This is a genomic window from Sodalis sp. dw_96 (assembly GCF_018449575.1).
Lineage (GTDB): Bacteria > Pseudomonadota > Gammaproteobacteria > Enterobacterales > Enterobacteriaceae > Acerihabitans.
In genome coordinates this window covers 21,691-45,596 of sequence record NZ_JAAVUT010000025.1, presented here as the reverse complement: position 1 = coordinate 45,596, position 23,906 = coordinate 21,691, and the positions used below count along the sequence as shown (strand labels likewise).

At 50.3% G+C, this 23,906-nt stretch carries 21 protein-coding genes; 13 read left to right on the top strand and 8 right to left on the bottom strand.

Going from position 1 to position 23,906, the window contains the following annotated elements:
- Window positions 1-24 precede the first annotated feature (24 nt).
- From HB631_RS23730 to HB631_RS23705, 6 genes are all read left to right on the top strand, one after another.
- Window positions 25-297, top strand: a complete 273-nt coding sequence (locus HB631_RS23730) for a YcgL domain-containing protein (RefSeq protein ID WP_213993679.1) — start codon at window positions 25-27, stop codon at window positions 295-297.
- A 122-nt stretch (window positions 298-419) separates the two neighbouring features.
- The gene (locus tag HB631_RS23725; protein WP_213993647.1) at window positions 420-1,484 is read left to right on the top strand and encodes a lytic murein transglycosylase; all 1,065 of its coding nucleotides are present in this window, start codon (window positions 420-422) and stop codon (window positions 1,482-1,484) included.
- A 219-nt stretch (window positions 1,485-1,703) separates the two neighbouring features.
- Window positions 1,704-2,360 (top strand): fumarylacetoacetate hydrolase family protein, encoded by a 657-nt coding sequence (locus HB631_RS23720; protein ID WP_213993646.1) that lies wholly within the window; start codon window positions 1,704-1,706, stop codon window positions 2,358-2,360.
- 87 nt (window positions 2,361-2,447) lie between these two features.
- Window positions 2,448-2,894: a YcgN family cysteine cluster protein gene (locus HB631_RS23715; RefSeq protein WP_213993645.1), complete on the top strand. Its 447-nt coding sequence runs from the start codon at window positions 2,448-2,450 to the stop codon at window positions 2,892-2,894.
- Between the two features lie 106 nt (window positions 2,895-3,000).
- A complete protein-coding gene (locus HB631_RS23710) occupies window positions 3,001-3,447 on the top strand; it encodes a YcgN family cysteine cluster protein (RefSeq protein ID WP_213993678.1) in 447 nt (148 codons plus the stop codon).
- A gap of 161 nt (window positions 3,448-3,608) precedes the next feature.
- The gene (locus HB631_RS23705) at window positions 3,609-4,490 is read left to right on the top strand and encodes a hypothetical protein (protein ID WP_213993644.1); all 882 of its coding nucleotides are present in this window, start codon (window positions 3,609-3,611) and stop codon (window positions 4,488-4,490) included.
- A 183-nt stretch (window positions 4,491-4,673) separates the two neighbouring features.
- Here HB631_RS23705 and HB631_RS23700 read toward each other — a convergent pair whose 3' ends face one another.
- Window positions 4,674-5,033: a hypothetical protein gene (locus HB631_RS23700; protein WP_213993643.1), complete on the bottom strand. Its 360-nt coding sequence runs from the start codon at window positions 5,031-5,033 to the stop codon at window positions 4,674-4,676.
- Window positions 5,030-6,934: a hypothetical protein gene (locus tag HB631_RS27165; RefSeq protein WP_255557247.1), complete on the bottom strand. Its 1,905-nt coding sequence runs from the start codon at window positions 6,932-6,934 to the stop codon at window positions 5,030-5,032. Before HB631_RS27165 ends, HB631_RS23700 begins: the two co-directional genes overlap by 4 nt.
- A 544-nt stretch (window positions 6,935-7,478) precedes the next feature.
- Between HB631_RS27165 and HB631_RS23690 the strand changes: the two genes are divergently transcribed.
- The gene (locus HB631_RS23690) at window positions 7,479-7,829 is read left to right on the top strand and encodes a hypothetical protein (RefSeq protein ID WP_213993642.1); all 351 of its coding nucleotides are present in this window, start codon (window positions 7,479-7,481) and stop codon (window positions 7,827-7,829) included.
- Window positions 7,830-7,951: 122 nt separating this feature from the next.
- Here HB631_RS23690 and HB631_RS23685 read toward each other — a convergent pair whose 3' ends face one another.
- Entirely contained in the window at window positions 7,952-9,043 is a 1,092-nt protein-coding gene (locus HB631_RS23685) for an acyltransferase family protein (RefSeq protein WP_213993641.1), read from the bottom strand.
- A gap of 181 nt (window positions 9,044-9,224) precedes the next feature.
- Window positions 9,225-9,755 carry a disulfide bond formation protein DsbB gene (gene dsbB, locus HB631_RS23680; protein WP_213993640.1) on the bottom strand — a complete coding sequence of 177 codons (531 nt, stop codon included), beginning with the start codon at window positions 9,753-9,755 and terminating at the stop codon, window positions 9,225-9,227.
- A 372-nt stretch (window positions 9,756-10,127) separates the two neighbouring features.
- On the opposite strand from dsbB, the gene fadR reads away from it, so the two are divergent.
- Complete coding sequence (gene fadR / locus HB631_RS23675) at window positions 10,128-10,847, top strand: fatty acid metabolism transcriptional regulator FadR (protein WP_213993639.1); 720 nt, start codon at window positions 10,128-10,130, stop codon at window positions 10,845-10,847.
- 194 nt (window positions 10,848-11,041) lie between these two features.
- Here the strand turns inward: fadR and HB631_RS23670 are convergent, their stop codons facing one another.
- The gene (locus tag HB631_RS23670; protein WP_213993638.1) at window positions 11,042-12,577 is read right to left on the bottom strand and encodes a SpoVR family protein; all 1,536 of its coding nucleotides are present in this window, start codon (window positions 12,575-12,577) and stop codon (window positions 11,042-11,044) included.
- Window positions 12,578-12,906: 329 nt separating this feature from the next.
- Between HB631_RS23670 and HB631_RS23665 the strand changes: the two genes are divergently transcribed.
- Complete coding sequence (locus HB631_RS23665; RefSeq protein WP_213993637.1) at window positions 12,907-14,193, top strand: D-amino acid dehydrogenase; 1,287 nt, start codon at window positions 12,907-12,909, stop codon at window positions 14,191-14,193.
- 112 nt (window positions 14,194-14,305) lie between these two features.
- Complete coding sequence (locus HB631_RS23660) at window positions 14,306-14,740, top strand: MarR family transcriptional regulator (protein ID WP_213993636.1); 435 nt, start codon at window positions 14,306-14,308, stop codon at window positions 14,738-14,740.
- A 2-nt stretch (window positions 14,741-14,742) separates the two neighbouring features.
- On the opposite strand, the gene HB631_RS23655 is transcribed toward HB631_RS23660, so the two are convergent.
- Complete coding sequence (locus tag HB631_RS23655; protein WP_213993635.1) at window positions 14,743-16,470, bottom strand: potassium/proton antiporter; 1,728 nt, start codon at window positions 16,468-16,470, stop codon at window positions 14,743-14,745.
- 499 nt (window positions 16,471-16,969) lie between these two features.
- On the opposite strand from HB631_RS23655, the gene HB631_RS23650 reads away from it, so the two are divergent.
- The gene (locus tag HB631_RS23650; RefSeq protein WP_255557246.1) at window positions 16,970-18,322 is read left to right on the top strand and encodes a diguanylate cyclase; all 1,353 of its coding nucleotides are present in this window, start codon (window positions 16,970-16,972) and stop codon (window positions 18,320-18,322) included.
- 144 nt (window positions 18,323-18,466) lie between these two features.
- Here HB631_RS23650 and HB631_RS23645 read toward each other — a convergent pair whose 3' ends face one another.
- Window positions 18,467-19,741: a YeaH/YhbH family protein gene (locus HB631_RS23645; RefSeq protein ID WP_213993633.1), complete on the bottom strand. Its 1,275-nt coding sequence runs from the start codon at window positions 19,739-19,741 to the stop codon at window positions 18,467-18,469.
- A 36-nt stretch (window positions 19,742-19,777) separates the two neighbouring features.
- The gene (locus HB631_RS23640; RefSeq protein ID WP_213993632.1) at window positions 19,778-21,712 is read right to left on the bottom strand and encodes a PrkA family serine protein kinase; all 1,935 of its coding nucleotides are present in this window, start codon (window positions 21,710-21,712) and stop codon (window positions 19,778-19,780) included.
- A gap of 498 nt (window positions 21,713-22,210) precedes the next feature.
- Here HB631_RS23640 and HB631_RS23635 point away from each other — a divergent pair, with 498 nt between their 5' ends.
- Both HB631_RS23635 and HB631_RS23630 read left to right on the top strand, forming a co-directional pair.
- Window positions 22,211-22,900, top strand: coding sequence for a MipA/OmpV family protein (locus HB631_RS23635; protein ID WP_213993676.1), 690 nt, complete (start codon window positions 22,211-22,213; stop codon window positions 22,898-22,900).
- Window positions 22,901-22,997: 97 nt separating this feature from the next.
- Complete coding sequence (locus tag HB631_RS23630) at window positions 22,998-23,846, top strand: aldo/keto reductase (protein WP_213993631.1); 849 nt, start codon at window positions 22,998-23,000, stop codon at window positions 23,844-23,846.
- Window positions 23,847-23,906 lie beyond the last annotated feature (60 nt).

Here is a 23,906-nt window from a genome sequence, read left to right as displayed (position 1 = left end):
AAACAAAGTAAACCAGGCGAAAATATGTTTTGTGTGATCTACCGAAGTACCAAACAAGACCAAACTTATCTTTATGTGGAAAACAAAGATGATTTTTCCCGAGTCCCGCCGGAGTTAATGGCCCGTTTCGGCAAACCGGCGCTTTCAATGCTATTCCCGTTAAATGGTAGCAAAAAACTGGTAGCGGCGGATATAAATAAAGTTAAACAGGATTTGAAAGAGCAGGGCTACTATCTGCAGTTGCCGCCCCCTATCGAAAATTTAATGACAATCCACCTAAACTCCACTAAAAAATAACTGATCATTAATCCACTATTTAGCGGGACAGGCGTAAATTTGATAGAGATATTTTCTCCCAACCGGTGCAACGGTATCAATGACGACCCGAAACTTAAGTCCAATGCGGAAGGAACTGTTACGTGAAATTATCCAGCATTGCTATCCTGACCGCCGGTCTTTTACTCACTCAGTGCAGCCGGCATGAAAATACTCCGCAGCAAGGAGTGGCCCAAGGCGCCGCCACATCCTCCACGCCGTCCGGCGACGGGAAGACCCTGCTGTCGCAACAAAACCGCGATCCGGCCCAGTTTCCGGCGTACCTTGCGCAGTTGAAAACCGAGGCCCTGGCCCAGGGCATTGACGCCGGCATCGTTGAGCAGGCGTTTGCCCAAGCGCATTTTGTCGACCGGGTGATAAGCGCCGACCGCAATCAACCGGAAAAGAAAGTCACGCTGGACGAGTATTTGCAGCGAACCTTGCCGGCCTGGAAAGTCACCCAGGCGCAGGAGATGTATCGCCTCTATCAGCCCCAGCTGGCGCCTATCAGCGCCCGGTATGGCGTACCGGCCCGTTATATCGTGGCGCTGTGGGGAATGGAGAGCGGCTTCGGCAAAATCCAGGGGCATGAAGATGTGATCTCCGCCCTATCGACCCTGGCATTTGAAGGGAGGCGCGAAACCTTTTTTAAAAACGAACTGTTCGCGGCGCTGCGTATTCTCGCGCAAAATAACGTGACGGTGGATCAACTTAAAGGATCCTGGGCCGGCGCGATGGGACAGAGCCAGTTTATGCCCAGCTCCTATTTGCGTTATGGCGCAGATGGCGATAATGACGGCAAGATTGATATCTGGAATAACGTCATGGATGTCTTTGCCTCCACCGCCAATTATCTGGCCACCGAAGGCTGGCATGGCTCTCAGGGCTGGGGCAGGGCGGTTCGGCTGCCTGCGGGATTTCCAGCGGATAAGGCCGGCATGAAGGACCCCCAGGCGCAAACGGTGAGCGACTGGAGCCGGCAGGGCATTGTCTTGCCCGACGGCAGCCCATTACCGGCCTCTTCGCAGCGGGCCTGGGTCATCATCCCTGACGATAACCTGAGCCGAGGTTATCTGGTATATGATAATTTCCGCACCCTGATGCGCTGGAACCGCTCCTATTATTTTGCCATCAGCATCGGTACCCTTGCGGATACGCTGGCGCAGTGACAGGGTGTTGTTCCTTTTTTGCGGCGGATGTAGGATGATGTTTACTACTTATTAACATGATATACCCTAGATAATTCGAGTTGCAGGAAGGCGGCAACGCAGCGAATCCCCAGGAGCTTACTCAGGTAAGTGACTGGGGTGAGTGAGGAAAGCCAACGCACCTGCAACTAGAAGTATGACGGGTATAAATCATTAGCCGGCAGGCAGGAGCGACACGACATGTATCAACACAGAGATTGGCAAGGGGCGTTATTGGATTTTCCGGTCAATAAAGTGGTTTGCGTCGGCAGTAATTATTCCGACCATATCAAGGAAATGGGCAGCGCCACGCCCACCGAGCCAGTGCTGTTCATCAAACCGGAAACCGCGCTGTGCGATATCCATCAACCCATTTCCCTCCCTGCCGATCAGGGAGAAGTCCACCACGAAGTGGAGCTTGCCGTATTGATCGGCATGCCCCTTAAACAGGCCGATGAGGATCATGTGGCGCGGGCCATTGCCGGCTACGGCGTGGCGCTGGATCTGACGCTGCGGGAGCTGCAGGCCAAGTTCAAAAAAGCCGGTCAGCCGTGGGAAAAAGCCAAAGGTTTCGACGGGTCCTGTCCGATTTCCGGGTTTATACCGGCGGCGGAATTCGGTGATGCGCAACAGGCCGACCTGACGTTGAAAGTGAATAATGAAATCCGGCAGCAGGGTAATACCCGTGATATGATCACCAAAATCCTGCCGCTTATCGCTTATATGAGCCGCTATTTCACGCTGCGCCCCGGTGATATTATTTTGACCGGAACGCCTCAAGGCGTGGCGAAACTCCTGCCCGGAGACAGCTTAACGGTCTCCGTTAACAAACTTACCCTGACGACCCGCATAATTTAGCATTCCGCTGTACGCCTCTTGTAATACAAAGGCGGCAACGTATCATAACTCTTGATATAAAGCCGTCCTATTTTACCGGAGGCAACGATGACAACTATTCCTTTTTGGCAAGAAAAATCCCTGGACGAAATGACCGACCGGGAATGGGAGTCTTTGTGTGACGGTTGCGGTCGTTGCTGTCTGCATAAGTACATTGACGGGACAACCCAAACGCTTCATTCCACTAATGTCGCCTGTAAACTGCTAAATATTAAAACCTGCCAGTGCCGCCATTATGAGACGCGTTTTCAACATGTGCCGGGTTGTATCAAGCTGACGCGGGAAAATATCGCCACGCTGGACTGGCTGCCGCCCACCTGCGCCTATCGGCTCAAGGCTGAGGGCAAACCCCTGCCGAACTGGCATCCGCTGATTACGGGTTCCAAAGCGGCAATGCACGGTGAGCGTATTTCCGTGCGGCATATCGCGGTGCCTGAAAGCGCCTTGAATAATAAGGGAAAAAAATTATTGCTTCAACCGGCGCGGGCGAGATAGCGGGTTATTATATCCAGGTATGGGCGAGAACCGGATCGGCAAAAAAATTTGCAACCTGTGACAGAAAGCTTTATATAAAGCCACTAGGCCCTCACCGGATGTAATGATGACGACACGCCCCTTTTGGCAGGAAAAAACGTTGGCGGAGATGACCGATGAGGAATGGGAATCTCTGTGCGACGGTTGCGGCTGCTGCTGCTTGCACAAACTTATTGATGAGGATACCGAAGAGGTCTATTTCACCAATGTCGCCTGCAACCAGCTCAATATCAAAACCTGTCAATGCCGCCACTATGAGACGCGTTTTGAATACGAGCCGGACTGCATCAAGCTGACGCGGGAAAATCTGGTCACCTTTGATTGGCTGCCGCCCACCTGCGCTTATCGTCTCCAGGAAGAAGGGAAGCCCCTGCCGCAGTGGCATCCGCTGATTACCGGCTCCAAAACCGCCATGCATGGCGAGCGTATTTCAGTGCGCTATATTGCGGTGCCGGAAAAGGACGTGGAGGACTGGGAGGATCATATTTTGAATAAACCTGAATGGGCTAGGTAATTATATGATTATTAGTGCTATTCTCGGCTGCTTAACCAAATTTGACCCTGGGTTTTCACCGAGCATGGCGAAAGCCTGATAAATTTTCAGTGATCAATTGGCTTTCTTTGCGATCGGTCAGTGATAGGATGTGACAAAGTGTTAATTACGGATCTCCTGTTATGAAGATGGATGAATTAAAACCGATAGTCACTCTGATTGCAGTGATTTTTTTTGGCGTAGTGGCATATATGTACAACAGTCAAGGGGAAGTTGCTCCATCGCCTGCGCCAGCAACATCACTATCGCTATCGCCATCGCCATCGGCCGCGCCTGCGGTTAACCGCTCAGCTCAAGGGAAATCCAATAAGGTCAATGGAATTAAATTTTTAAATAAGACTAATTGCGATTCATCTTCTTGCAAATCAAACGTAGTGAAACTGGCAAAGTCTTTACCTTTTGTCATTGAACATATTGTGCTTAATAATGCCTTCAAGGATAATCACAGGCTGGTAAAAATTGAAGCCGGCGTGACGGGTGGGAATAGGATGGAGTGGGCGGCGACATCCATTGCAATCGCCGAGATTGCGTCCAGGACCGGGGCTGATTCCATTGAGGTATTACTCAATAGAAATGAAATATCTTCCGATCAATCAATGATGTTTAGGCAGCTATCGAATGTTTATTATGCCCCAAACCAAAAAAAAAGCATATGGGGTAATGCAATCAAAAGCAAATGGGAAATTTACGTAGCGAAAGAGAAAAATATTGCTACCAAGAGAGACATTGAAATCAACAATTTTTTCGATAAAACAAACCAAAAGTTAATCGATAGCGGAGTTGATTATGATAAAGCAGATGAAAAGGCGGGCATTATTACGGTGAATAAATTTCACTTAAAGAATGATTGGATGTTATTTAGCGGTAACTTAAATGAGAGTGAAGATGGTGTGGAAAGGCAATCCATTCGTATCGTTCATAATGGCAAAGACGATTCACTTAAGGCGTTAAATGAATGTCTTTCTGATGCCAATGCTACTGCCAACTCTTGTAAAAAATCATAGATATAAGATTATGGCTAAGACCCAATGGGGCGCTGGGGCTTCTTCACATATCATCGCGAATAGACAAATGCCAGTTTCTAGGGGATTTGGCGTAGCTTTTTATATCTTGAATGCCATATAGGCAAACAAGTTTGATAATAACCGGGTAATCTGAAAGACCCGGCCGAAGCCGGGAATTGATTGTTATTTATGGGGAAAATTATAATGTTCGGGAATTTTATAATTTTCAGGTATTTCTGGCCATCCTGGTATGCTATTTAACAAATCAGCATCATCTTTGATGTCTTCAAAAAAGTTTGACAACCTCATTGCATATACTCTGATAAAGACCAAAGCCGCTTGAGTTGCAATCTCATCTTCAGCATCTCTTGTTTTTCCTAATAGGACGACGGCATCTTGCAGACAGGAGATCTGCTTTTCAAGTTCACGATCAAGATCCAAATTAGTATCTATAGACAAATCTTTATCTCCATTCAGATAAAACTCGTTCAAGATTTGAATATAATTAATCTTTAAATTGTTTAAAATAATATCTTTTTTCATTTTGATAATGTCCTTCCTTCATTTTTTGCTTCTTGAGTCTTCTTGGTATTGATGCTGCCATCTAAGTTTAGCACAACGTTAAAGTTATTCTTTTTATCGAATACTTCAATATGATCTTTGTGCTTGGCATCCAAATAGAATTGGTCTCCCTTCTTAATGTTTTCATTAATATTCGTTGTGGCCTTATAAACCGTCTGCCCCTGATAGATTTTACCGGTTTTTTGCGAACTGTTCCTCGCTTTATCACCAAACCCGCTTTGTTTAAAGAACTCTCCCATATTGCCTACCGCACCCTGATTGGGCTGGTGGGTTTTTTTGTTCTTTTCCAACACCCCCAGCGCGGGCGATCCTTTGCCACCTATCGGCATACCATGACCAAAGCCATCTAACGCTTCCTTGGCGCCCAGCGCCACTTTTACCGACGTCGGCATGGCCTGGTAGATGGCGTCGGCGGTGGCTTCATTCTCAGCCGAGACAAAGCGGGCTAGCTGGGACCGTTCTTCTCTGTTTAAGTCGGAAACAAAGGGAAAACGTTTTATGGTGGTGGCGATTGAATCACCGCCTTCCATTTCCGCTTGCGCGCCAATCACGCAGAACGGATTTTTTGGGCATTCCTCCGCTAATAACTGCTCGCGGTTTTTCTGGCTGATCGCGGCATATTTTTCGTAAATCCCTTTGGTATCTGCGCCGGTTTTTTTCGCGGCCTCTAGCTCTTTGTGCAGATCGAGAACCTGTTTCGAACTGAAAGAGCTGTTTGCGATTTTTTGGGTTTCAATATTGGATACCGGGATACCCGAGGGCTGGCCCGCTTTGCCTGCACCATCTTGATCGGCAGGTTGTGCCGCCTGTGGTAAAATATCGAGGGAGCTGAATTGATTGGCGACGGTATCAAGATAGTTATTTTCAACGCTTCTGGTGGCAATCAGGTCTTTGACTATCTTTGATGCCTCTTCCGCTTTTTGACGGGCCACCTCTTGCTCTTTTGCCCTGACGGCCTCGTCGGCTTTTATTTGTGCATCCAGCTGTTTTGTGGCTTCGGCTATTTGGTGTTGCGCTTCGGCCGCCTCATCAGCTTTCTTTTTGGCCTCCTGCTGCTCTTGAAGCCTGGCAGCTTCAAGTTTTGCTATATGGACAGCATGGGCTTCTTGCTGTTGGCGGATGTTGTTTTGTATATGGTTGAGGTTGGTTTCGGCGAGGGATTTATTTTGATGCGCCTCGTGTAATTGATGATAGCAATGGTCGCGATGCGCTATTCTTTGCTGGAGTTCATTTTGATGATGCGCCAACTCATTTTGCAACCGACCTATATGTTCGTTATGTTTTGCTGCAACCCTTGCCCGTGGACCATTTCGCGTAAAACCCCTCGGGGTTTTTTCGACCTCTTGTCGCATGTTTTCTTGGGCTTGTTGAATTTCACCCTGCAACCTATTAACCATTGCTTCGCTTTCACGCACCAGATGTTCAGCGTGATTTTTAGTATGCTCCATCGCATTGATATGATTAATTGCTTCATTAACCCATTTTTGCGCGCCTTCCAGCGGATGTTCGGCGCAAAATTTTTCATGTTCTAATCTACGAAGTTCTGCTTCTTGGGCCTGACGCGCAGCTTCTTCTTTGCGACGATGGACCTCTTGTTCAGCCTTGATACGAGCCTCTTCCGCTTCAGCCCTTTCTCTCTGCTCGCGCCACTTTTTTTGCATCTCGTATCTGTTTGTTCCTTTGGTGCCGCTCCTGTGCCTTCCGGTATAAGAGGAGTTATGGCCAGCTTGGAAGCTATGCGAAATTGAAGGAGTGGCGTTATGCTGTTCGCCGGTATAATGTCGGATATCACCCCTTGGATCGTGAGTGGTGGTCCATCCGTTACCATGATTAATTGATCCGCCTGTAAAGTTATTATTCATCGTCTTTCCCTAGATTAATTAATAAAAATAAAGCTACGTTTATGCTATTTATTCTTGAGGAAATAATTAAGATTGTTATCCGGATTATGCTCAACAAAAATAAAACACAATAGGTAATTAATCACAGGGAGGTTAAAAATTACCTAAACAGAATTCTGGACAAATTAACTCTATTATCAAAGATATAAAGTAGATGGATAAATAGCATGATATTTAAATGGATTTTAATAAAGAAAAATTTATTGGCTTAATATTCTATGAACTGCCGCATCGCGATGAAGGTTTATCACTGATAGTTATCAAACTGTACTTTAATAATGGATGAGAACTATAGAATAACGGATAGCCAGCATAGGCAGCCAAACTTGCAAGTTTATCTTGCAAGTTTATCTTGCAAGTTTAACTGCTTAGTGGGAATCTTGATACCTGTGCTGCCCAGTCTCTGGCATGGCGAACCGGCAGATGCGTCATGGGACCACATTCATCGACCGCTTCGCGCATAAAGCGGCGTCACACACTGTTTTGACCAATGGAGAGCCATCCGATGCCGTGGTATCAATACCTTTCTTACTTCCTGGGCGGGATGTTTGTTTCCAATGCGATTCCACATTTTGTCAGCGGAGTGATGGGCCGGTCTTTCCAAAGTCCGTTTGCCACGCCTTCGGGTAAAGGGTTATCTTCATCCACCGTCAATGTGCTGTGGGGCGCGTTCAATATCGTGCTGGGCTACCTGCTTTTCTATCGGGTAGGCTATTTTGATATTCGCGTTACGGCGGACGCCGGCACCGCCGGCCTCGGTGCATTGCTGATGGCAATTATGTCCGCGCGGATATTCGGGCGGTTTCATGGCGGGGAAAGTCTCGGTAAAAATAATCGGTCATCGAGTGGTGAATGAACGAGACAAAGGCATTAATTATTAATGCGGTCATATTTAATGTACGCTCTTTTCCGCTGTAACCCGGCGTTAACTCGATACCTTGTAACCCTGCTACCTGCAAATTCGGATTTTGGTCCCTTTCAAACCAGCGCCTTTTCCGCGCGCATAAGCGACGGATACTGGAACAAGATGCGCCCGACGCCGCGATTAAGGGCCCACCAGATGGCAATCGCTCCCGCCGCGCATAAGGCGGTGGCCGCCAGCGGGTAAAATGCCAGCCACAGCTGCGAAAACAGGTGATTATCGAAGGCGTGATACCGCACCAGCGCCCCCAACGCCGGCACGGCCATCAGTTCGGTCAGCAATTTATGCAGCACATAAATTTGCAGCGTGTTTTTACCTATCCAGTTAAGGGCCCGCAGCGACCCGCTGTGCCATCGCCAATAGCGGTTAACCCATTGACAGCATAATATGGCGATGCATACCGCCAGCGCGCTGGTAAACAAGCTATGATCCAGGGTGAACACTGCGTGGAGAAGTGCCATCCCCGTTAAGGCGGCCAGCAGTATCAGGCGGGATCGTCTCTCGGCCAGCATGGCGATGATACGCGTCCCCAGAAAACAGCCGATAAAAAAGTAAATCCCGTTTTGCGCCACGCTTGCCGGTCCCCACCATGGAACCAGGCCCAGGACGCAGGCGTAGTTAAGCAGCGCCCCCAGGGCAAGCAGCACTATCCAATGACGCCGCCACAGCTTGCAGACGACAAAATAGAGCGCCAACGCGTACAGATACCAGGGGCTGGACATTGCCGCCGCCACGTACATCAGAAATTGACCCGTTGAATTCGCGTAAGCGGCGTTGTGCGCCATCAGCCGCCAATCGCCAACCGCCAGCTCCCGGTTGATAAAACTTACGCACAGCCACTGCACCAGGCACCATAACAGGTAGAGATAAAACAGGTTGACCGCTTTTTTGGTCATAACCTCGTTCCAGGAGCGGTTGATCACGCCATCCGCCGCCAGCAGGCCGGAAATAAAGAAAAACGCCGGCATGCGCAGCGGCACCAGATAATGATTGATCCCCACCCAGACATGGGTAATGAATAGGTGCTGGTGAATGACCGTCAGCGAGGGGATATAGCTGGTGGTGATGATATGGTTCAGCACCACCAGTAAAATGCAGATGCCTTTCAGGGAATTAATCCATTGGATTTTTTTTGCGGAGGCAGGCATGGGAGACTCCCCGTCGGCGGTGATGTTAAGCGAAGTTAAACGGAAAGTAACGGGTGGGGGGGACAGGGCTCAAGTGAAATTAGGGGTTAACGAACAATTTCACTTTTGTTCATTTATTATACATCCCGCCCATCGTGATAAAGGGCGGGTAAGAAAAGGGACCCCTGCGGGTCCTTTTTTCTTATCGGTTAAACAGGTCGCGTTTTTTCGGGCGAAAAAATTGGGCGATCAGCACCAAAATGCCCACCAGCAGATAGGCGCTGAATATCACGATCATCCATTGGGGCATTTCCAGTGACATAAAATGCCACTGGCGGACCGCGCAATCGCCTGTGGCGCTGAAAATCGACGGCAGCCATTTGTCCAGCGGCAGCCAGGAGGGGAAACTGACGAAAAAATCACAGGTAACAAACGGCGAGGGATTCAACTGGATATCGGTATGCTTCATAGCCAGTTTCAGGCCTTCCCAGGCACTGTACAGCCAAATAATCAGTGCGCCGTAGCGTAGCGGCGTCGTCGGCGCGATGGCGCCGATGATCCCGGCACCCATGATGCCATAAAGCGCAACTCTTTGATAAATGCATAACACACAGGGTTTTAATAACATCACATGCTGAAAATATAGCGCCACCAGCTCCAACGCCAAGGCGGTAAGCACCATCAATATCCAGGCGCCACGACCCCGCGAGCAGCGGTTAAGAAATTGCAACATATATTATTATCCAGGCCAGTTGCTTGTAAACACGCAGTTTAAATCAATTAAAGACAGATGCCAGCCTCTTTTTTATGTAAAGTGCGTTTCGTTCCTATGGTTGTTTCGTTTTCATTGAAACTCGTGTCATGAAGAATTCACCTTAAGTCATATTTTTGCGGCGACTTTTAACGTATCTTAGAATGATGCGGGTATTATGTTTGATGAAAACATTATCAAAATTAATGATGAGGTGACAAATATGTCCCATTATTACCATGACCCCCGAGGTTTTATCGTTAGTCCCTTTATCTCCCTATATCAGCTTGGCGCTATCTGCTATCATTAGCCCGTTTTAGCTTACCTACGCATGCTGCTACGGAACATACTATTATGGTTATCAAGGCGCAAAGTCCCGCCGGTTTCGCGGAAGAGTATCTTATTGAAAGCATATGGAATAATCGTTTCCCTCCGGGATCCATCCTGCCGGCGGAACGTGAACTTTCAGATGTGATAGGCGTTACGCGCACCACCTTGCGGGAAGTGCTGCAACGACTGGCCCGGGACGGTTGGCTGACCATTCAGCATGGTAAGCCGACCCGGGTGAACAATGTCTGGGAAACCTCGGGCCTGAATATTCTCGAGACGCTGGCCCGTCTTGATCATGATAGTGTTCCGCAGCTCATTGATAACTTATTGTCGGTCCGTACCAATATTGCCTCGATATTCATTCGCATGGCGATACGGTTTTACCCCGACAAAGCGCAAAATGTCCTGGCGCAGGCGGCAAATCTGGAAGATCAGGCGGATGCTTTCACCGAAATGGATTACCGTATTTTTCATGAATTGGCTTTTGCCTCCGGCAATCCTATTTACGGCCTGATTTTCAACGGACTGAAGGGGCTATACCTGCGAGTGGGGCGGTATTATTTTTCCAATCCGCAGGCCCGCGAACTGGCGCGTAATTTTTACACCCATCTTTCCTCTTTGTGCCGGGAAGGATTATATGATCAGGTCATCGATCTGGTGCGTCATTACGGCAACGAAAGCGGGGCCATCTGGAACAGCATGCAGTCCTCCATACCCCATGATATCGCCGAAGCCAGGCGCTGAACCGGCACCACTCCGAAGCACGGTGATTTTATCAACAGCGACTTGATGCTGAAGCGCCATCGATTTACCTGAAACGGGATCATCCCGACGCGGTATTGTTTTCCCCATAAAGGGGCTGCATGATGCGCCGATCAGAAGGGAGTGAAGGCCAGGCTAATGCGACGACCTTCACCGTTTCGAGCGACTACCTGATATCACAAAGGTATATTGCGTGCGGGACAGCGTTCAATCAATTCCACATTACCGTCTTCATTAAGCTGCTCCATATAGACATCAAAACTCCAAAGCCGATGAATATGCTTCATGACTTCACGACGGTTTTTCGCCAAAGGCGCGCGATTTTGCGGCGTATAACGCAAAGTCAGCGAGCGGTCGCCACGCAAATCCACATTCCAGATCTGTATATCTGGTTCCAGGTTGCTTAAATTGTACTGGGAAGAGAGCTCCTGCCGTATTGCCCGGTAGCCGTCCTCATTATGGATGGCGGCGATTTCCAGATAATTATTATGATCATCGTCCAAAACGGTAAACAGACGAAAATCACGCATGATTTTTGGCGAGAGGAATTGGCTGATGAAGCTTTCGTCCTTGAAATTATGCATGGCGAAATGCAGGGTTTCCAGCCAGTCGCTGCCGGCGATATCCGGGAACCAGTGCCTGTCTTCTTCGGTGGGCGACTCACAGATGCGCTTGATGTCCTGAAACATGGCGAACCCCAGGGCATAGGGGTTGATGCCGCTGTAATAGGGGCTGTTGTAAGGCGGTTGATACACCACGTTGGTATGGCTGTGAAGAAATTCCAGCATGAACCGATCGGTGACTTTTTTCTCATCGTAGAGATGATTAAGAATAGTATAATGCCAAAAAGTGGCCCAGCCCTCATTCATCACCTGGGTTTGTTTTTGCGGATAAAAATACTGGCTGACTTTACGAACGATACGCAAAATTTCCCGCTGCCAGGGTTCCAGCAAGGGCGCGTTTTTCTCCATAAAATACAGCAGGTTTTCCTGCGGTTCATGGGGATAGCGGCTGGCCTCTGCGGGAGATTCTTCTTTATCCCTTCGGGGCAGGGTGCGCCAAAGATCGTTGACCTGGCTTTGCAAATAGGCCTCGCGGCTTTCCTGCCGGGATTTTTCTTCCTCTAAGGAGATTTTTTGCGGACGCTTGTAGCGATCCACCCCATGGTTCATTAAGGCATGGCAGGAATCCAGCAACTGTTCCACCTGCTCGACGCCATAACGTTCTTCACATTTGGTGATGTAATTACGGGCGAAAATCAGGTAATCCACAATGGAGCTGGCATCGGTCCAACTGCGGAACAGATAATTGTTTTTAAAGAAAGAGTTATGGCCGTAACAGGCATGGGCAATCACCAGCGCCTGCATGGTCATGGTATTTTCTTCCATCAAATAAGCAATGCAGGGGTTGGAATTGATGACAATTTCGTATGCCAATCCTTGCTGACCCTGTTTGTAACGTTGTTCAGTTTCGATAAATTTCTTGCCGAATGACCAATGGGTATAATTTATCGGCATACCGACACTGGAGTAAGCATCCATCATTTGTTCGGAAGTGATCACTTCTATCTGATGGGGATAGGTCTCCAGCCGATAGAGTTTAGCCACCCGGTCAATCTCGTCCAGGTAATCTTGTAATAGCTCAAATGTCCAGTCGGGCCCATCGCTAAGACAAGTGGAATCCTTTAAACGTTCATCAATGGAAATCGTCATCAGCGCACCTCATCGTTACAGACAGTACATCATCATGCTGGCTTATTATTAATCCTAGTGCAAGATGAAAAGTGCAAGATGAAAATTACGGGGTGTTTGACCCGGAAATGACGCTCCATGGAACGGTCTTTTTTTTGTAAAAATTTCAGCGCTGAATCGAAGGTATCTAAATATCGTCATTTAACTGTTGAAATGATGTTGTCGCTGAGTATTAAATGAATTGTGAGCAAGCGCATGTTTTTGGCTTGCCGGTGGGGCGCGGTTCGTAGGGGATTTGTCTTCTGATTGAGTATATTGCTGTTAAATTTTTTGGAAAGGAATGATTAACAATGCGGGTTATCATTTTAGGAAGCGGCGTCATCGGCGTCACCAGCGCCTGGTATCTTGCCCGGGCGGGACATGAAGTCATGGTACTTGAACGGCAGCCTGGTCCGGCGCTGGAAACCAGCGCCGGCAACGCCGGCCAGATTTCCCCCGGTTATGCGGCGCCTTGGGCGGCGCCCGGTGTGCCGTTGAAAGCGATAAAATGGATGTTCCAACGCCATTCGCCCTTGGCCATCCGCCTTAACGGCACCGATCACCAGTTTCATTGGATGTGGCAGATGCTGCGCAACTGCGATAGCCGGCATTATTATATTAATAAAAGCCGGATGGTGCGTTTGGCCGAGTACAGCCGCGATTGCCTGAAAGCCCTGCGCACTGATACCGGCATTCAATACGAAGGCCGCCAGGGCGGAACGCTGCAAATTTTCCGTACCGAACAGCAATTCGCCAGCGCCGCCAAGGATATCGCGGTATTGCGGGATGAAGGGGTGCCGTTTGAATTATTGGAATCCCGGCAACTGGCCGGCGTTGAACCCGCCTTGGCTGGTGTGGCGCACAAACTTACCGGCGGCTTGCGATTGCCCAACGATGAAACCGGCGATTGCCAGTTATTCACGCAGCAACTGGCAAAAATGGCGGCAAATTTGGGGGTGACATTCCGCTATGGCAGCGATATTACCGGCCTGCTTCGTTCCGGCGACCGCATAACCGGGGTGAGGTGCGGCGGCGATGTTTTGCAGGGAGATGCCTATGTGATGGCGCTGGGCTCTTATTCCACCGCCATGCTGCGTGATATCTTGTCCATCCCCGTGTATCCCCTGAAGGGCTATTCTTTGACCATTCCATTGGCGGATGAACGCGCCGCCCCGGTTTCCACGGTATTGGACGAAAGCTATAAAATTGCCATTACCCGTTTCGATGAACGCATAAGGGTCGGCGGCATGGCGGAGATCGTCGGATTTAACACCGAACTGGCCAAAGCGCGCCGAGATACACTGGAAATGGTGGTGCGGGATCTGTTCCCCGGCGGCGGACATGTACACCAGGCGACCTTCTGGACCGGGTTGCGGCCGATGACCCCCGACGGAACGCCGATTGTCGGCAAAACCCCGTTCAGTAATCTTTACCTGAATACCGGTCATGGTACTCTCGGCTGGACCATGGCCTGTGGTTCGGGACGTTTATTGGCTGATATTATCAGCGACAAGGCGCCCGACATCCCCTATGACGATCTTTCCGTAGCCCGTTATACTGAAGGTTTCCGGCCCGGCGTCGAACCCACCATGGCCTGAGCCGTTGCCCGTCCTGGCTTCCCCAGTACCGGATCGTACCATATAGTCAATGGTCAACCTGGCTAAAGTGTGATAATTTTTGTCATATTATTACTAAATTTAATGTCTGCTGATGAATACTGAATATAAAAATTTCTCGAAGTTATTACATCTTACCTCTCGCGCGTTGCGAATGGCCATTGACCGACGCTTGAAATACCTCGGATTAAGCCAGGCGAGCTGGGTGGCGGTGGCCGCCATTGCCGGCGCGCAGACTCCGTTATCCCAAAGCGAACTGGCGCAGTTCCTTGGAGTGGAAGGGGCGACTATCGTTACCATGGTGGACAGACTGGTTAAAATCGGCCTGGTGCAGCGCGTGCCCACGCTCGCCGATCGGCGAAAAAAGTTATTGGTGGTGACGGCGGACGGCAAAGCGTTGTATGAAAAGGTCCGCAGCGAAGCGGACGCGCTGGGTGAGGAGATACTGGAAAAAGTGGCGGAGTCGGATTTGCAGGTGGCGATGCGCGTACTGGCTGAGGTTTACGCCGCCACGGAATCCCTTTCCTGAGGTTATTGTTCCTCGGCTATCCTGATGCCGATTTTATTGACCCGTTGATCCTCTTTCTCAGCGATGGTCCACACCAGCCCTTCAGAGACGGCATTATCCCCCACCACCGGTTCGCCGCCGCCGAGCAGGCTCATGACAAACTCGCCGAGGGTGAGATCCTGTCCATATTTTTCATCAAAGTCCAGACCGTAGATGGCTGCCACATCGGTGAGCCTGGCACTCGCCTCCAGGATGAAATCGCCAAAAAACCGTTGATCCAATGCCACCGGCGGTGACTGGCTGAACAGCCGGCCCAGCGCGGGTAAATCCCGTTCGCGGCCGATGACGCACAGGACGTCCCCTTCTTTCAGACGAGTATTGCCGGTGGGATGCAGCAGCACGTTATCGCGAAAAAGCGCTGCGATACGGGTATTTTTCGGCATTTTCATATCCCGCAATGCCGCGCCGACGCACCAGTTTTCACTGCCCAGCTGATAAATAAACTGTTCCCAGGGATTTTCAGGGTGGATATCCATCCCGACGCGATTGATGGGGGAGGCGGTGGGAGGGACGACTACCCGGGCCAGCTTCGCGGCATAACCCAGGGAAGTACCTTGCAGCAGCAGCGAAATCAATACGATAAAAAACGCGACATTAAAAAAAAGCTTGGCATTTTCCAACCCGGCCATCATGGGGAACACCGCCAGGATAATGGGTACCGCGCCACGCAAGCCGACCCAGGACAGAAAAAACCGTTCACGGGTGGTGAAATTGCGAAAAGGCAGCAGGCCCACCAGGATGGATAACGGCCGGGCCACCAGCATCAACCAGAGCGACAATAACAACGCCGGGATGGCGATAACCCACAAATCGCTGGGCGTCACCAGCAGACCCAGCACCAGGAACATACAGATCTGGCTGAGCCAGGCCATGCCGTCAAAGGTTTGCAATATGGCGTGGCGGCTGCGTATCGGCCGATTTCCGAGCAAAAACCCGCAAAGGTACACCGCCAGGATGCCGCTGCCCTCCAGGGCGGTGGTGAGGGCAAAGATCATGATGCCGCCGCTTACCGCCAGCAAGGGATAAAGCCCGCCCGCCAGGGATATGCGGTTGATGGTTTGCAGCAGCAGCCAGCCGCCGCCGAAGCCGAACAGCACCCCCAGGCCGAATTGCTGGACAAGATGCCCCAGGAACATCCAGCTCAGATGCGATTGTCCCTGCTGAATCATCGCAATCAGGGTAATGGTAAGAAAGACCGCCATCGGGTCATTACTGCCGGACTCGATTTCAAGCGTGGAGTTGACGCGTTCGTTCAGGCCCTTGTTTCCTAATAGCGAGAACACCGCCGCCGCATCCGTTGAGCCGACAATGGCGCCTATCAATAACCCTTCGATAAGGTTCAGTTTGAACAGCCAGGCGGCGACCATGCCGGTCAGGCCGGCGGTGATGATTACCCCCACCGTGGCCAGCGACAGGGCTGGCCACAGGGCCACGCGAAACGATGTGGCGCGGGTGCGCATACCACCGTCCAATAAAATCACCGCCAGCGCCAGGTTACTGATTAAATAGGCCTCCGGGTAGTTATCAAAACCGATGCCGCCGATGCCGTCCACCCCCGCCAACATGCCGATGGCGAGAAAGATAACCAGTATGGGGATACCCAGACGCGAGGAGAACGAACTCAGCAAAATACTGCCGCCCACCAACAGCGAACCGATAATGAATAAATTGATAATGGTGCTGCTATCCAAACGTCGCTCTCCTTTTTTTATAATCGTTAGCGGCCCTGATTATCCTGATTGGGAGCGTTAGGCAGATCTGTCGCCTTGACGTCTTAAATCATTTTTTAGCCATTTGTGACAAAATAAGAGGGAAGTCCCTCATTTCTCCGGCGAAACCGCTCGCCCATGCCGACGTGCCTGGGGTGTGGAGGGATCAAACCCGGGCCAAACCGCTCCTTGACCGGGCTTGAAAAAACAGCTCTTTTTTACGGTAACACAAAAGCCGTTGAGGATGAAAGGGCTGCTTTTGACCCTTTAGCTTATTTCTGACGGGATAACCCTTGAAAACCTCACCCCGTTTAGCCGGATATGCTATTTTCGGCGTCGTTAACCTCTAAAGGGAAAGGGTGACTCTCCTATCGGTGACTGCCTCTGCCGTTCATTCATGCTATTATAGAGCAACAAATATTATTAGTCTTCAAATTGACTTCCAATGAAAATAAACGGGCAATATTACGATGCGCTGATTATGAGCGAGTGGCATGAATTGATCGACATCACCAGCGATGCCGCTCACTCGCTGGTGATGTCGCTTCCCGACCATGATATCAATCTGCTGGTGGACGATTTTTACGCCTATATGCTGGACGATGACGACGCCCGGCTGTTTCTGTCCAGCCAGCAGGTGCATGATCGGTTACATGCCACGCTGGCAAATTGGATTAAACAGGTGTTGCACAGTTCCACCGCCGACCTGGCGGTATTGATTGCCGATCAGCGTAAAGTGGGGAATATTCACGCTCGCATCGGTATCCCCATTGACCTGGTGGCCCGTGGCGCCCGCAGGGTTAAACAGAGCCTTTACAGCAGGCTGCAACGGGAAAAAATGGACCCGGCATTATGTTACGACGCCATGCGCTTTTGTTCCCTTGCCATGGATACCGCCATTGAAGTCATGACTACCGCCTATTCCCGTACCCACGAAAGCACCACCAAGGATCAGGAAAATTATCGCTTATTTTCCATTCTGGATAATGTCGGCGTTGAGCGCGAACGGCAGCTCGCCGCCTTGCTCAATTGGGAAAACCGCTTTATTTACACTGTAGCCACCGGCTCGCCGGCCACCGAAATCCAGGAATTGAAGGAGTCGGAGTTCGGATTATGGTTCCAGCACAAAGGCCGGCATGTTTTTGCGCAAGTGGATGAAGTGTTGGAAATCACCGCACTGGTGAACAGTACGGATGAATTTATTCAGACCTATACCGCCGATATGATTGCCGTAGTGGAAGAGCGCTATGTGCTGTTGCGGACCGTGCGCAATCGGATCGTGAAATTGGCATCTCTCCTGTCCTCGTTATTTGAAGAACTGGCAAAATTCGAAAATGGTAAGGATCCATTGACGAATTTATTGAACCGTCGATTTATTCCCACTATTCTGCGACGGGAAATCGCCTTGGCCATGCGCACCAATTCGCCCTTTGTGGTGGCTATGCTGGATATAGATTATTTCAAAAGAATTAACGATAAATACGGCCATGATGCCGGCGATGCGGCATTGAAAAATATTGCTTCGATCTTATATGAAAGCGTGCGCAGCAGCGATTATGTCTTTCGTTACGGCGGCGAGGAATTTATGCTGGTTTTTGTGGAGATATCCGAAAGCCAGGCCAATATGATTATCGATACTATTCGCGCTAAAATCGCAAGCCGGCCGGTTTATCACAGCGCCAGCGAAAAAATCAATCTGACGGTTAGCGTCGGACTGTGTATGTTTGACGGACATCCGGATTATGAACGCTTGATCCGCAAAGCCGATAGCGCCCTTTATGTGGCCAAGCAAAACGGCCGCAACCGCGCGGAAACTTACCATCCCAAGGGATGACAGTATTTCCATTCAGGAGGCCCGCAAGGGAGTAGAGAAGAAGGGGGCTGCTTGGAGCCGGTTAAAGGGCAGGGGTGAAAAGCGGCTCCGTGCCTAAAATCAGCCAGAAACCGCCCGCTGTCTGGCTGATTCATTAGTGTGTGGTTATCTTTCGTTTACCTGCTTGTGGAACAATTCACGGAATACCGGATAAATATCTTCCTGATCGCGAATATGCTGCATGGCAAAGTTACTGTACTTGGCCTGCAGGTCTTCATATTCACGCCATAAGGTTTGGTGCGCGCGCCTGGTTATTTCGATATAGCTATAATAACGCACCATCGGCAGCAGTCTGTTAGCCAAGAGTTCATGGCACAACGGGGAGTCATCCGCCCAGTTATCTCCGTCAGACGCCTGTGCGGCATAAATATTCCATTGTGACGGGTTGTAACGGTCCTTAACCACTTCCTCCATGAGTTTCAACGCACTGGAAACAATGGTGCCGCCGGTTTCCTGTGAATAAAAGAACTCATGCTCATCCACTTCCTTGGCCTGGGTATGATGGCGGATATAGACCACGTCCACGTTTTTATAGGTTCGGCTGAGGAACAGATACAGCAGAATATAAAAGCGTTTGGCCATATCCTTGGTGGCCTGATCCATTGAACCCGACACGTCCATCAAACAGAACATCACTGCCTGGCTGGAAGGCTCGGCCCGCCGTTCGAAATTTTTATAGCGCAGATCAAACGTATCGATGAACGGCACCCGGGCGATTTTTTGCCTGAGTTCCGCGATTTCCTTATGGATACGCTCTTCTTCCAGTAGCTGTACCGGCTCGATGTTGGCCAACAGCGCCAGCTCTTCTTCCAATGCCCGGATGGAGCGACGTTTGCCCGCCGTCATGGCGGTACGCCGCACCAGAGAATTTTGCAGCGACCTCACCACGCTGATGTTGGCCGGAACGCCGGTGGAGGTATAACCGGAGCGGTGGGTTTTGAACTCGTTGAGCTGTTTGTACTGGTTCTTTTGCAAATTGGGCAGCGCCAAATCCTCGAACAACAGATCAAGGTATTCGTCTTTCGAGATCTGAAAGACAAATTCATCCTGCCCCTCGCCGTCCTGGCTGGCGTTTCCCTGCCCGCTGCCGCCGCCCCCGCCTCCCGGCGGGCGCTCGATACGGTCATTCTGGATAAAATGATCATTGCCGGGATGCACGCGATGACGCATCCCCCCTCGTCCCTGATGGAAAAAAGGTTCGTTGATGTCAGTGTTGGGAATCGATACCGATTCCCCGCTCTCCACATCGGTAACCGAACGCTTGTTGATGGCCCCGGCAATCGACTGTTTGATTTGTGACTTATAGCGGCGCAAAAAGCGTTGGCGGTTAACCATGCTTTTGTTTTTGCCGTTAAGTCGTCGGTCAATAAAGTAGGCCATATATCTCCTCCGGACGACAGTGTCTACGCGCCGCGTTTAAGACGATTTCCTTACCCGCAGATACCATTCGCATAACAAGCGGACCTGTTTGCGGGTGTAACCTTTTTCCATCATGCGATCCACGAAGTCGTCGTGTTTTTTCTGCTCATCTGTAGATGTTTTCGCATTAAATGAAATTACAGGCAACAACTCTTCAGTGTTTGAGAACATTTTTTTCTCAATCACGGTACGGAGTTTTTCATAACTGGTCCAATTCGGGTTACGTCCGCTATTGTTGGCGCGGGCACGAAGGACAAAGTTAACGATTTCGTTACGGAAATCTTTCGGATTACTAATCCCGGCGGGCTTTTCAATTTTCTCCAGCTCAGCGTTCAATGCTTCCCTATCAAATAATTGTCCGGTATCGGGATCACGATATTCCTGATCCTGAATCCAGAAGTCCGCATAGGATACGTAACGATCAAATATATTTTGCCCGTACTCAGAATAAGATTCCAGATAAGCGGTTTGTATCTCCTTGCCGATAAATTCGGCATATTTAGGGATAAGATAACCTTTCAAATGTTCGAGATATTTTTCAGCAATATCTTGTGGGAACTGTTCCCGCTCAATTTGCTGTTCAAGAATATAGAATAAATGTACCGGGTTCGCGGCGACTTCGCCATGATCAAAATTGAATACCCGGGAGAGGATTTTAAAGGCGAAACGCGTGGACAAACCGTTCATGCCTTCATCCACACCGGCGTAGTCGCGATATTCCTGATAGGATTTCGCTTTCGGGTCGGTATCCTTCAGGCTCTCGCCGTCATATATCCGCATTTTTGAATACATGCTGGAATTTTCCGGTTCCTTCAGGCGCGACAGGATGGAGAAACGGGCCAGGGTCTCGAGTGTCCCGGGCGCGCACGGAGATTCCGCCAGTTCACTGTTGCTGATGAGCTTTTCATAAATCTTCATTTCCTGCGATACCCGCAGGCAGTAAGGCACCTTGACGATATATACCCGGTCAAGGAAAGCCTCGTTGTTTTTATTATTACGGAACTGAACCCATTCCGATTCATTGGAATGCGCCAGGATGATGCCGTTGAACGGCAATGCGGCGATCCCTTCGGTGCCGTTGTAATTGCCTTCCTGGGTGGCGGTCAGCAACGGATGCAGCACTTTAATCGGCGCCTTGAACATTTCCACGAATTCCATGATGCCCTGGTTGGCGCGGCACAATGCGCCGGAGTAACCGTAGGCGTCGGGATCGTTCTGGGCATGGTCTTCCAGTTTGCGGATATCCACCTTGCCCACCAGCGCGGAAATGTCCTGGTTGTTTTCATCCCCGGGTTCGGTTTTGGCAATGGCAATCTGTTCAAGGATGGACGGCCACACCTTGACCACCTTGAAGCGGGTGATATCGCCGCCGAAATCATGCAGGCGCTTGGCCGCCCAGGGCGACATGATGGTGCCGAGATAACGGTGGGGGATGCCATAATCCTTTTCCAGGATATTGGCGTCTTCCAGCGGGTTGAACAGGCAGAGCGGGTGATCGTTAACCGGACTGCGTTCGCCGTTGGCGCTGAGGATATAGATAGGCACACGCTGCATCAATGACTTCAAGCGTTCCGCCAAGGAGGATTTACCGCCCCCTACCGGGCCGAGCAGATAGAGAATCTGTTTCTTTTCTTCCAGCCCCTGAGCGGCATGTTTCAGATATGAGACAATTTGCTCAATGGCCTCTTCCATGCCGTAAAATTCTTCGAAGGCAGGATAGCGTGCGATAACGCGGTTGGAAAACAGCCGGGAGAGAGGCGGTTCCTGAGCGGTGTCAACCATAACTGGCTCACCGATGGCCATTAATAGCCTCTCAGCCGCATTGGCGAACGCGCTGCGATCCTGGCGGCAGACGGCCAGGAATTCCTGCAAGGTGAACTCTTCGTCCTTGGCAGCTTCGTAGCGCTGACGATACTGGTCAAATATGTTCATGGCGATGCCCGTCCTTCGTTATTAGCACAGGTTAAAAAGGAGCTAAATTGATATTTTGCGGCTCCTGAAAAAAAAGATCCCTCCTGAGTACAGCAACCACTATGCCAACTTGTACACACTTTGCCGTAACCGCTCTCAGGTCAAATCTTTCTCTAAGATAAAGTTTAGTTGGCATCTTGGAAATGTCATTTAAGTGTTAACGCTTTTTTTAAGATATATCAATGACTCAGTTGCCGAAATATCTACTAGATCCCATTGTGGCGCGGTCTGTAGGGCTGTCAACAGATTCCGTTATAGTTTATAGAAAAATAGGATATAATTTAGATGTTAATTGTTCGTTTCTGTAAATAACCGACAATGACCAAAGCTTTACTTTACACTTCTAATTTAGATTGGTTGTAGCTGTTGTGCTTTTTTACATTAAGGGAAACTTCCATCGTGAAAAGTCACTCGCTTAAAATAGGGGCCATCGCCGTCGCGGCGGTGCTCTATGTGCCGATGGCTGTGGCGGGCACCTGGTCCCTGGGCGCCTCGGCGCTCTATTCCACCTCTCCGTATAAAGGCGGTGATGAAAAGGTCTTGCCCTTTCCGGTCATCAATTACGACGGCGAGAGCGTCTATTTGCAAGGGCTCAGCGCCGGTTATTACCTCTGGAAAGATCAACAAAATCAATTATCATTAACCGCCGCCTATTCACCCTTCGGTTTCAAGCCCAGCGATGACGATTACGGGTATATGAAACAGCTGGATAGGCGCCGCTCCACCGTAATGGCCGGATTGCGCTACCGGTTCAGCGCCAGCTGGGGGATAATCCGCACCGAATATCTCGGCGATATCCTCAATGAAAGTAATGGCTTCACCGCCGATTTAGCCTATCTCTATCCCTTTACCTTCGATAGATTGACACTTTTGCCGGGGATTGGGGCCGCATGGGCCAGCGGCAATCAAAACGATTATTACTTCGGCGTCAGCCAGTCAGAGTCCCGGCGCAGCGGTCTGAATCAATACCAAGCCGATGACGGCTGGTCTCCTTATCTGGAGATGACCGCTGTCTATGCCTTGACCGACAGTTGGCATGCATCGGTAATGGCCCGGTACACCCGGTTGAACAGTGAAGTTAAAGATAGTCCGATGGTAAACGCCAATTCCACCACCACAGTGGGGGTTGGATTGACCTATCGCTTCTAATATAGTGCATACTTTGCACCAAAATAAAGCGTTTAAAGTTTATTGCATTAAAATAGTGCGATTACCGTGATTCATGAGAACAGGAGGGTCTAGAACCATGAAACAGGTGATTTTTCCCGACGGATATTCCGTGCCCGCCGTAGGTCAGGGCACGTGGTATATGGGAGAACGGTCCAGCGACATCGCGCAGGAAGCGCGTGCATTACAATATGGTCTCGATCAGGGACTGACATTGATAGATACCGCCGAGATGTATGCCGACGGCGGGGCGGAGAGAGTGGTGGCTCAGGCCATTCGCGGACGGCGGGATGAAGTCTTTCTGGTGTCGAAAGTCTACCCGCAGAACGCCGGCGGTGAGAAAGCCGTTACCGCCTGTGAAAACAGCCTGCGTCGCCTGCAAACCGATTGTATCGATCTGTATCTGTTGCACTGGCGGGGAGGTATCCCCCTGGCCGACACCATCTCCGCCATGGAACATTTACGGCAGACCGGTAAAATCAAGCGCTGGGGCGTTTCCAATCTGGATTTGGCCGATATGCAGGAGCTGTGGTCGCTGCCCGGCGGAACCGCCTGCATGACCGATCAGGTGTTATACCACCTCGCTTCCCGCGGCATCGAATATGATCTGCTGAGCTGGTGCCGGCAAAGGTCGCTGCCGGTAATGGCCTATTGCCCCCTGGCGCAGGCCGGGAAACTGCGCAACGGATTAATGGACAGCCCGGCGGTATTGACCATTGCCCAGGAGCTGGGAGTGACGGTGGCGCAGGTTCTGTTGGCCTGGGTCATCCGTCAGCCCGGCGTGATAGCGATACCCAAAGCCGGCAGCGAGGCTCATGTGAAGGAAAATGCCGGGGCGCTGGGCATTGAGTTAAGCCCGCGTCAGTTACAGGCCCTGGATGAGGCGTTTCCGGCGCCCAAACGCAAAACCCATCTCGATATCGTCTAATCCCGTTCTTCTTGTCCGCGTCCGCTCCCGCGCCTTGGGCGTCATCACTGACCTCAATCC

What these genes read in the sequence shown, in the direction of transcription:
- HB631_RS23665 (WP_213993637.1), top strand. Translation starts at nt 12,907, where the DNA reads ATGCGGGTTATCATTTTAGGAAGCGGCGTCATCGGCGTCACCAGCGCC.
- HB631_RS23710 (WP_213993678.1), top strand. Translation starts at nt 3,001, where the DNA reads ATGACGACACGCCCCTTTTGGCAGGAAAAAACGTTGGCGGAGATGACC.
- HB631_RS23645 (WP_213993633.1), bottom strand. Translation starts at nt 19,741, where the DNA reads ATGGCCTACTTTATTGACCGACGACTTAACGGCAAAAACAAAAGCATG.
- HB631_RS23720 (WP_213993646.1), top strand. Translation starts at nt 1,704, where the DNA reads ATGTATCAACACAGAGATTGGCAAGGGGCGTTATTGGATTTTCCGGTC.
- HB631_RS23660 (WP_213993636.1), top strand. Translation starts at nt 14,306, where the DNA reads ATGAATACTGAATATAAAAATTTCTCGAAGTTATTACATCTTACCTCT.
- HB631_RS23640 (WP_213993632.1), bottom strand. Translation starts at nt 21,712, where the DNA reads ATGAACATATTTGACCAGTATCGTCAGCGCTACGAAGCTGCCAAGGAC.
- HB631_RS27165 (WP_255557247.1), bottom strand. Translation starts at nt 6,934, where the DNA reads ATGAATAATAACTTTACAGGCGGATCAATTAATCATGGTAACGGATGG.
- HB631_RS23690 (WP_213993642.1), top strand. Translation starts at nt 7,479, where the DNA reads ATGCCGTGGTATCAATACCTTTCTTACTTCCTGGGCGGGATGTTTGTT.
- fadR (WP_213993639.1), top strand. Translation starts at nt 10,128, where the DNA reads ATGGTTATCAAGGCGCAAAGTCCCGCCGGTTTCGCGGAAGAGTATCTT.
- HB631_RS23715 (WP_213993645.1), top strand. Translation starts at nt 2,448, where the DNA reads ATGACAACTATTCCTTTTTGGCAAGAAAAATCCCTGGACGAAATGACC.
- dsbB (WP_213993640.1), bottom strand. Translation starts at nt 9,755, where the DNA reads ATGTTGCAATTTCTTAACCGCTGCTCGCGGGGTCGTGGCGCCTGGATA.
- HB631_RS23670 (WP_213993638.1), bottom strand. Translation starts at nt 12,577, where the DNA reads ATGACGATTTCCATTGATGAACGTTTAAAGGATTCCACTTGTCTTAGC.
- HB631_RS23700 (WP_213993643.1), bottom strand. Translation starts at nt 5,033, where the DNA reads ATGAAAAAAGATATTATTTTAAACAATTTAAAGATTAATTATATTCAA.
- HB631_RS23730 (WP_213993679.1), top strand. Translation starts at nt 25, where the DNA reads ATGTTTTGTGTGATCTACCGAAGTACCAAACAAGACCAAACTTATCTT.
- HB631_RS23705 (WP_213993644.1), top strand. Translation starts at nt 3,609, where the DNA reads ATGAAGATGGATGAATTAAAACCGATAGTCACTCTGATTGCAGTGATT.
- HB631_RS23650 (WP_255557246.1), top strand. Translation starts at nt 16,970, where the DNA reads ATGAGCGAGTGGCATGAATTGATCGACATCACCAGCGATGCCGCTCAC.
- HB631_RS23635 (WP_213993676.1), top strand. Translation starts at nt 22,211, where the DNA reads ATGGCTGTGGCGGGCACCTGGTCCCTGGGCGCCTCGGCGCTCTATTCC.
- HB631_RS23685 (WP_213993641.1), bottom strand. Translation starts at nt 9,043, where the DNA reads ATGCCTGCCTCCGCAAAAAAAATCCAATGGATTAATTCCCTGAAAGGC.
- HB631_RS23630 (WP_213993631.1), top strand. Translation starts at nt 22,998, where the DNA reads ATGAAACAGGTGATTTTTCCCGACGGATATTCCGTGCCCGCCGTAGGT.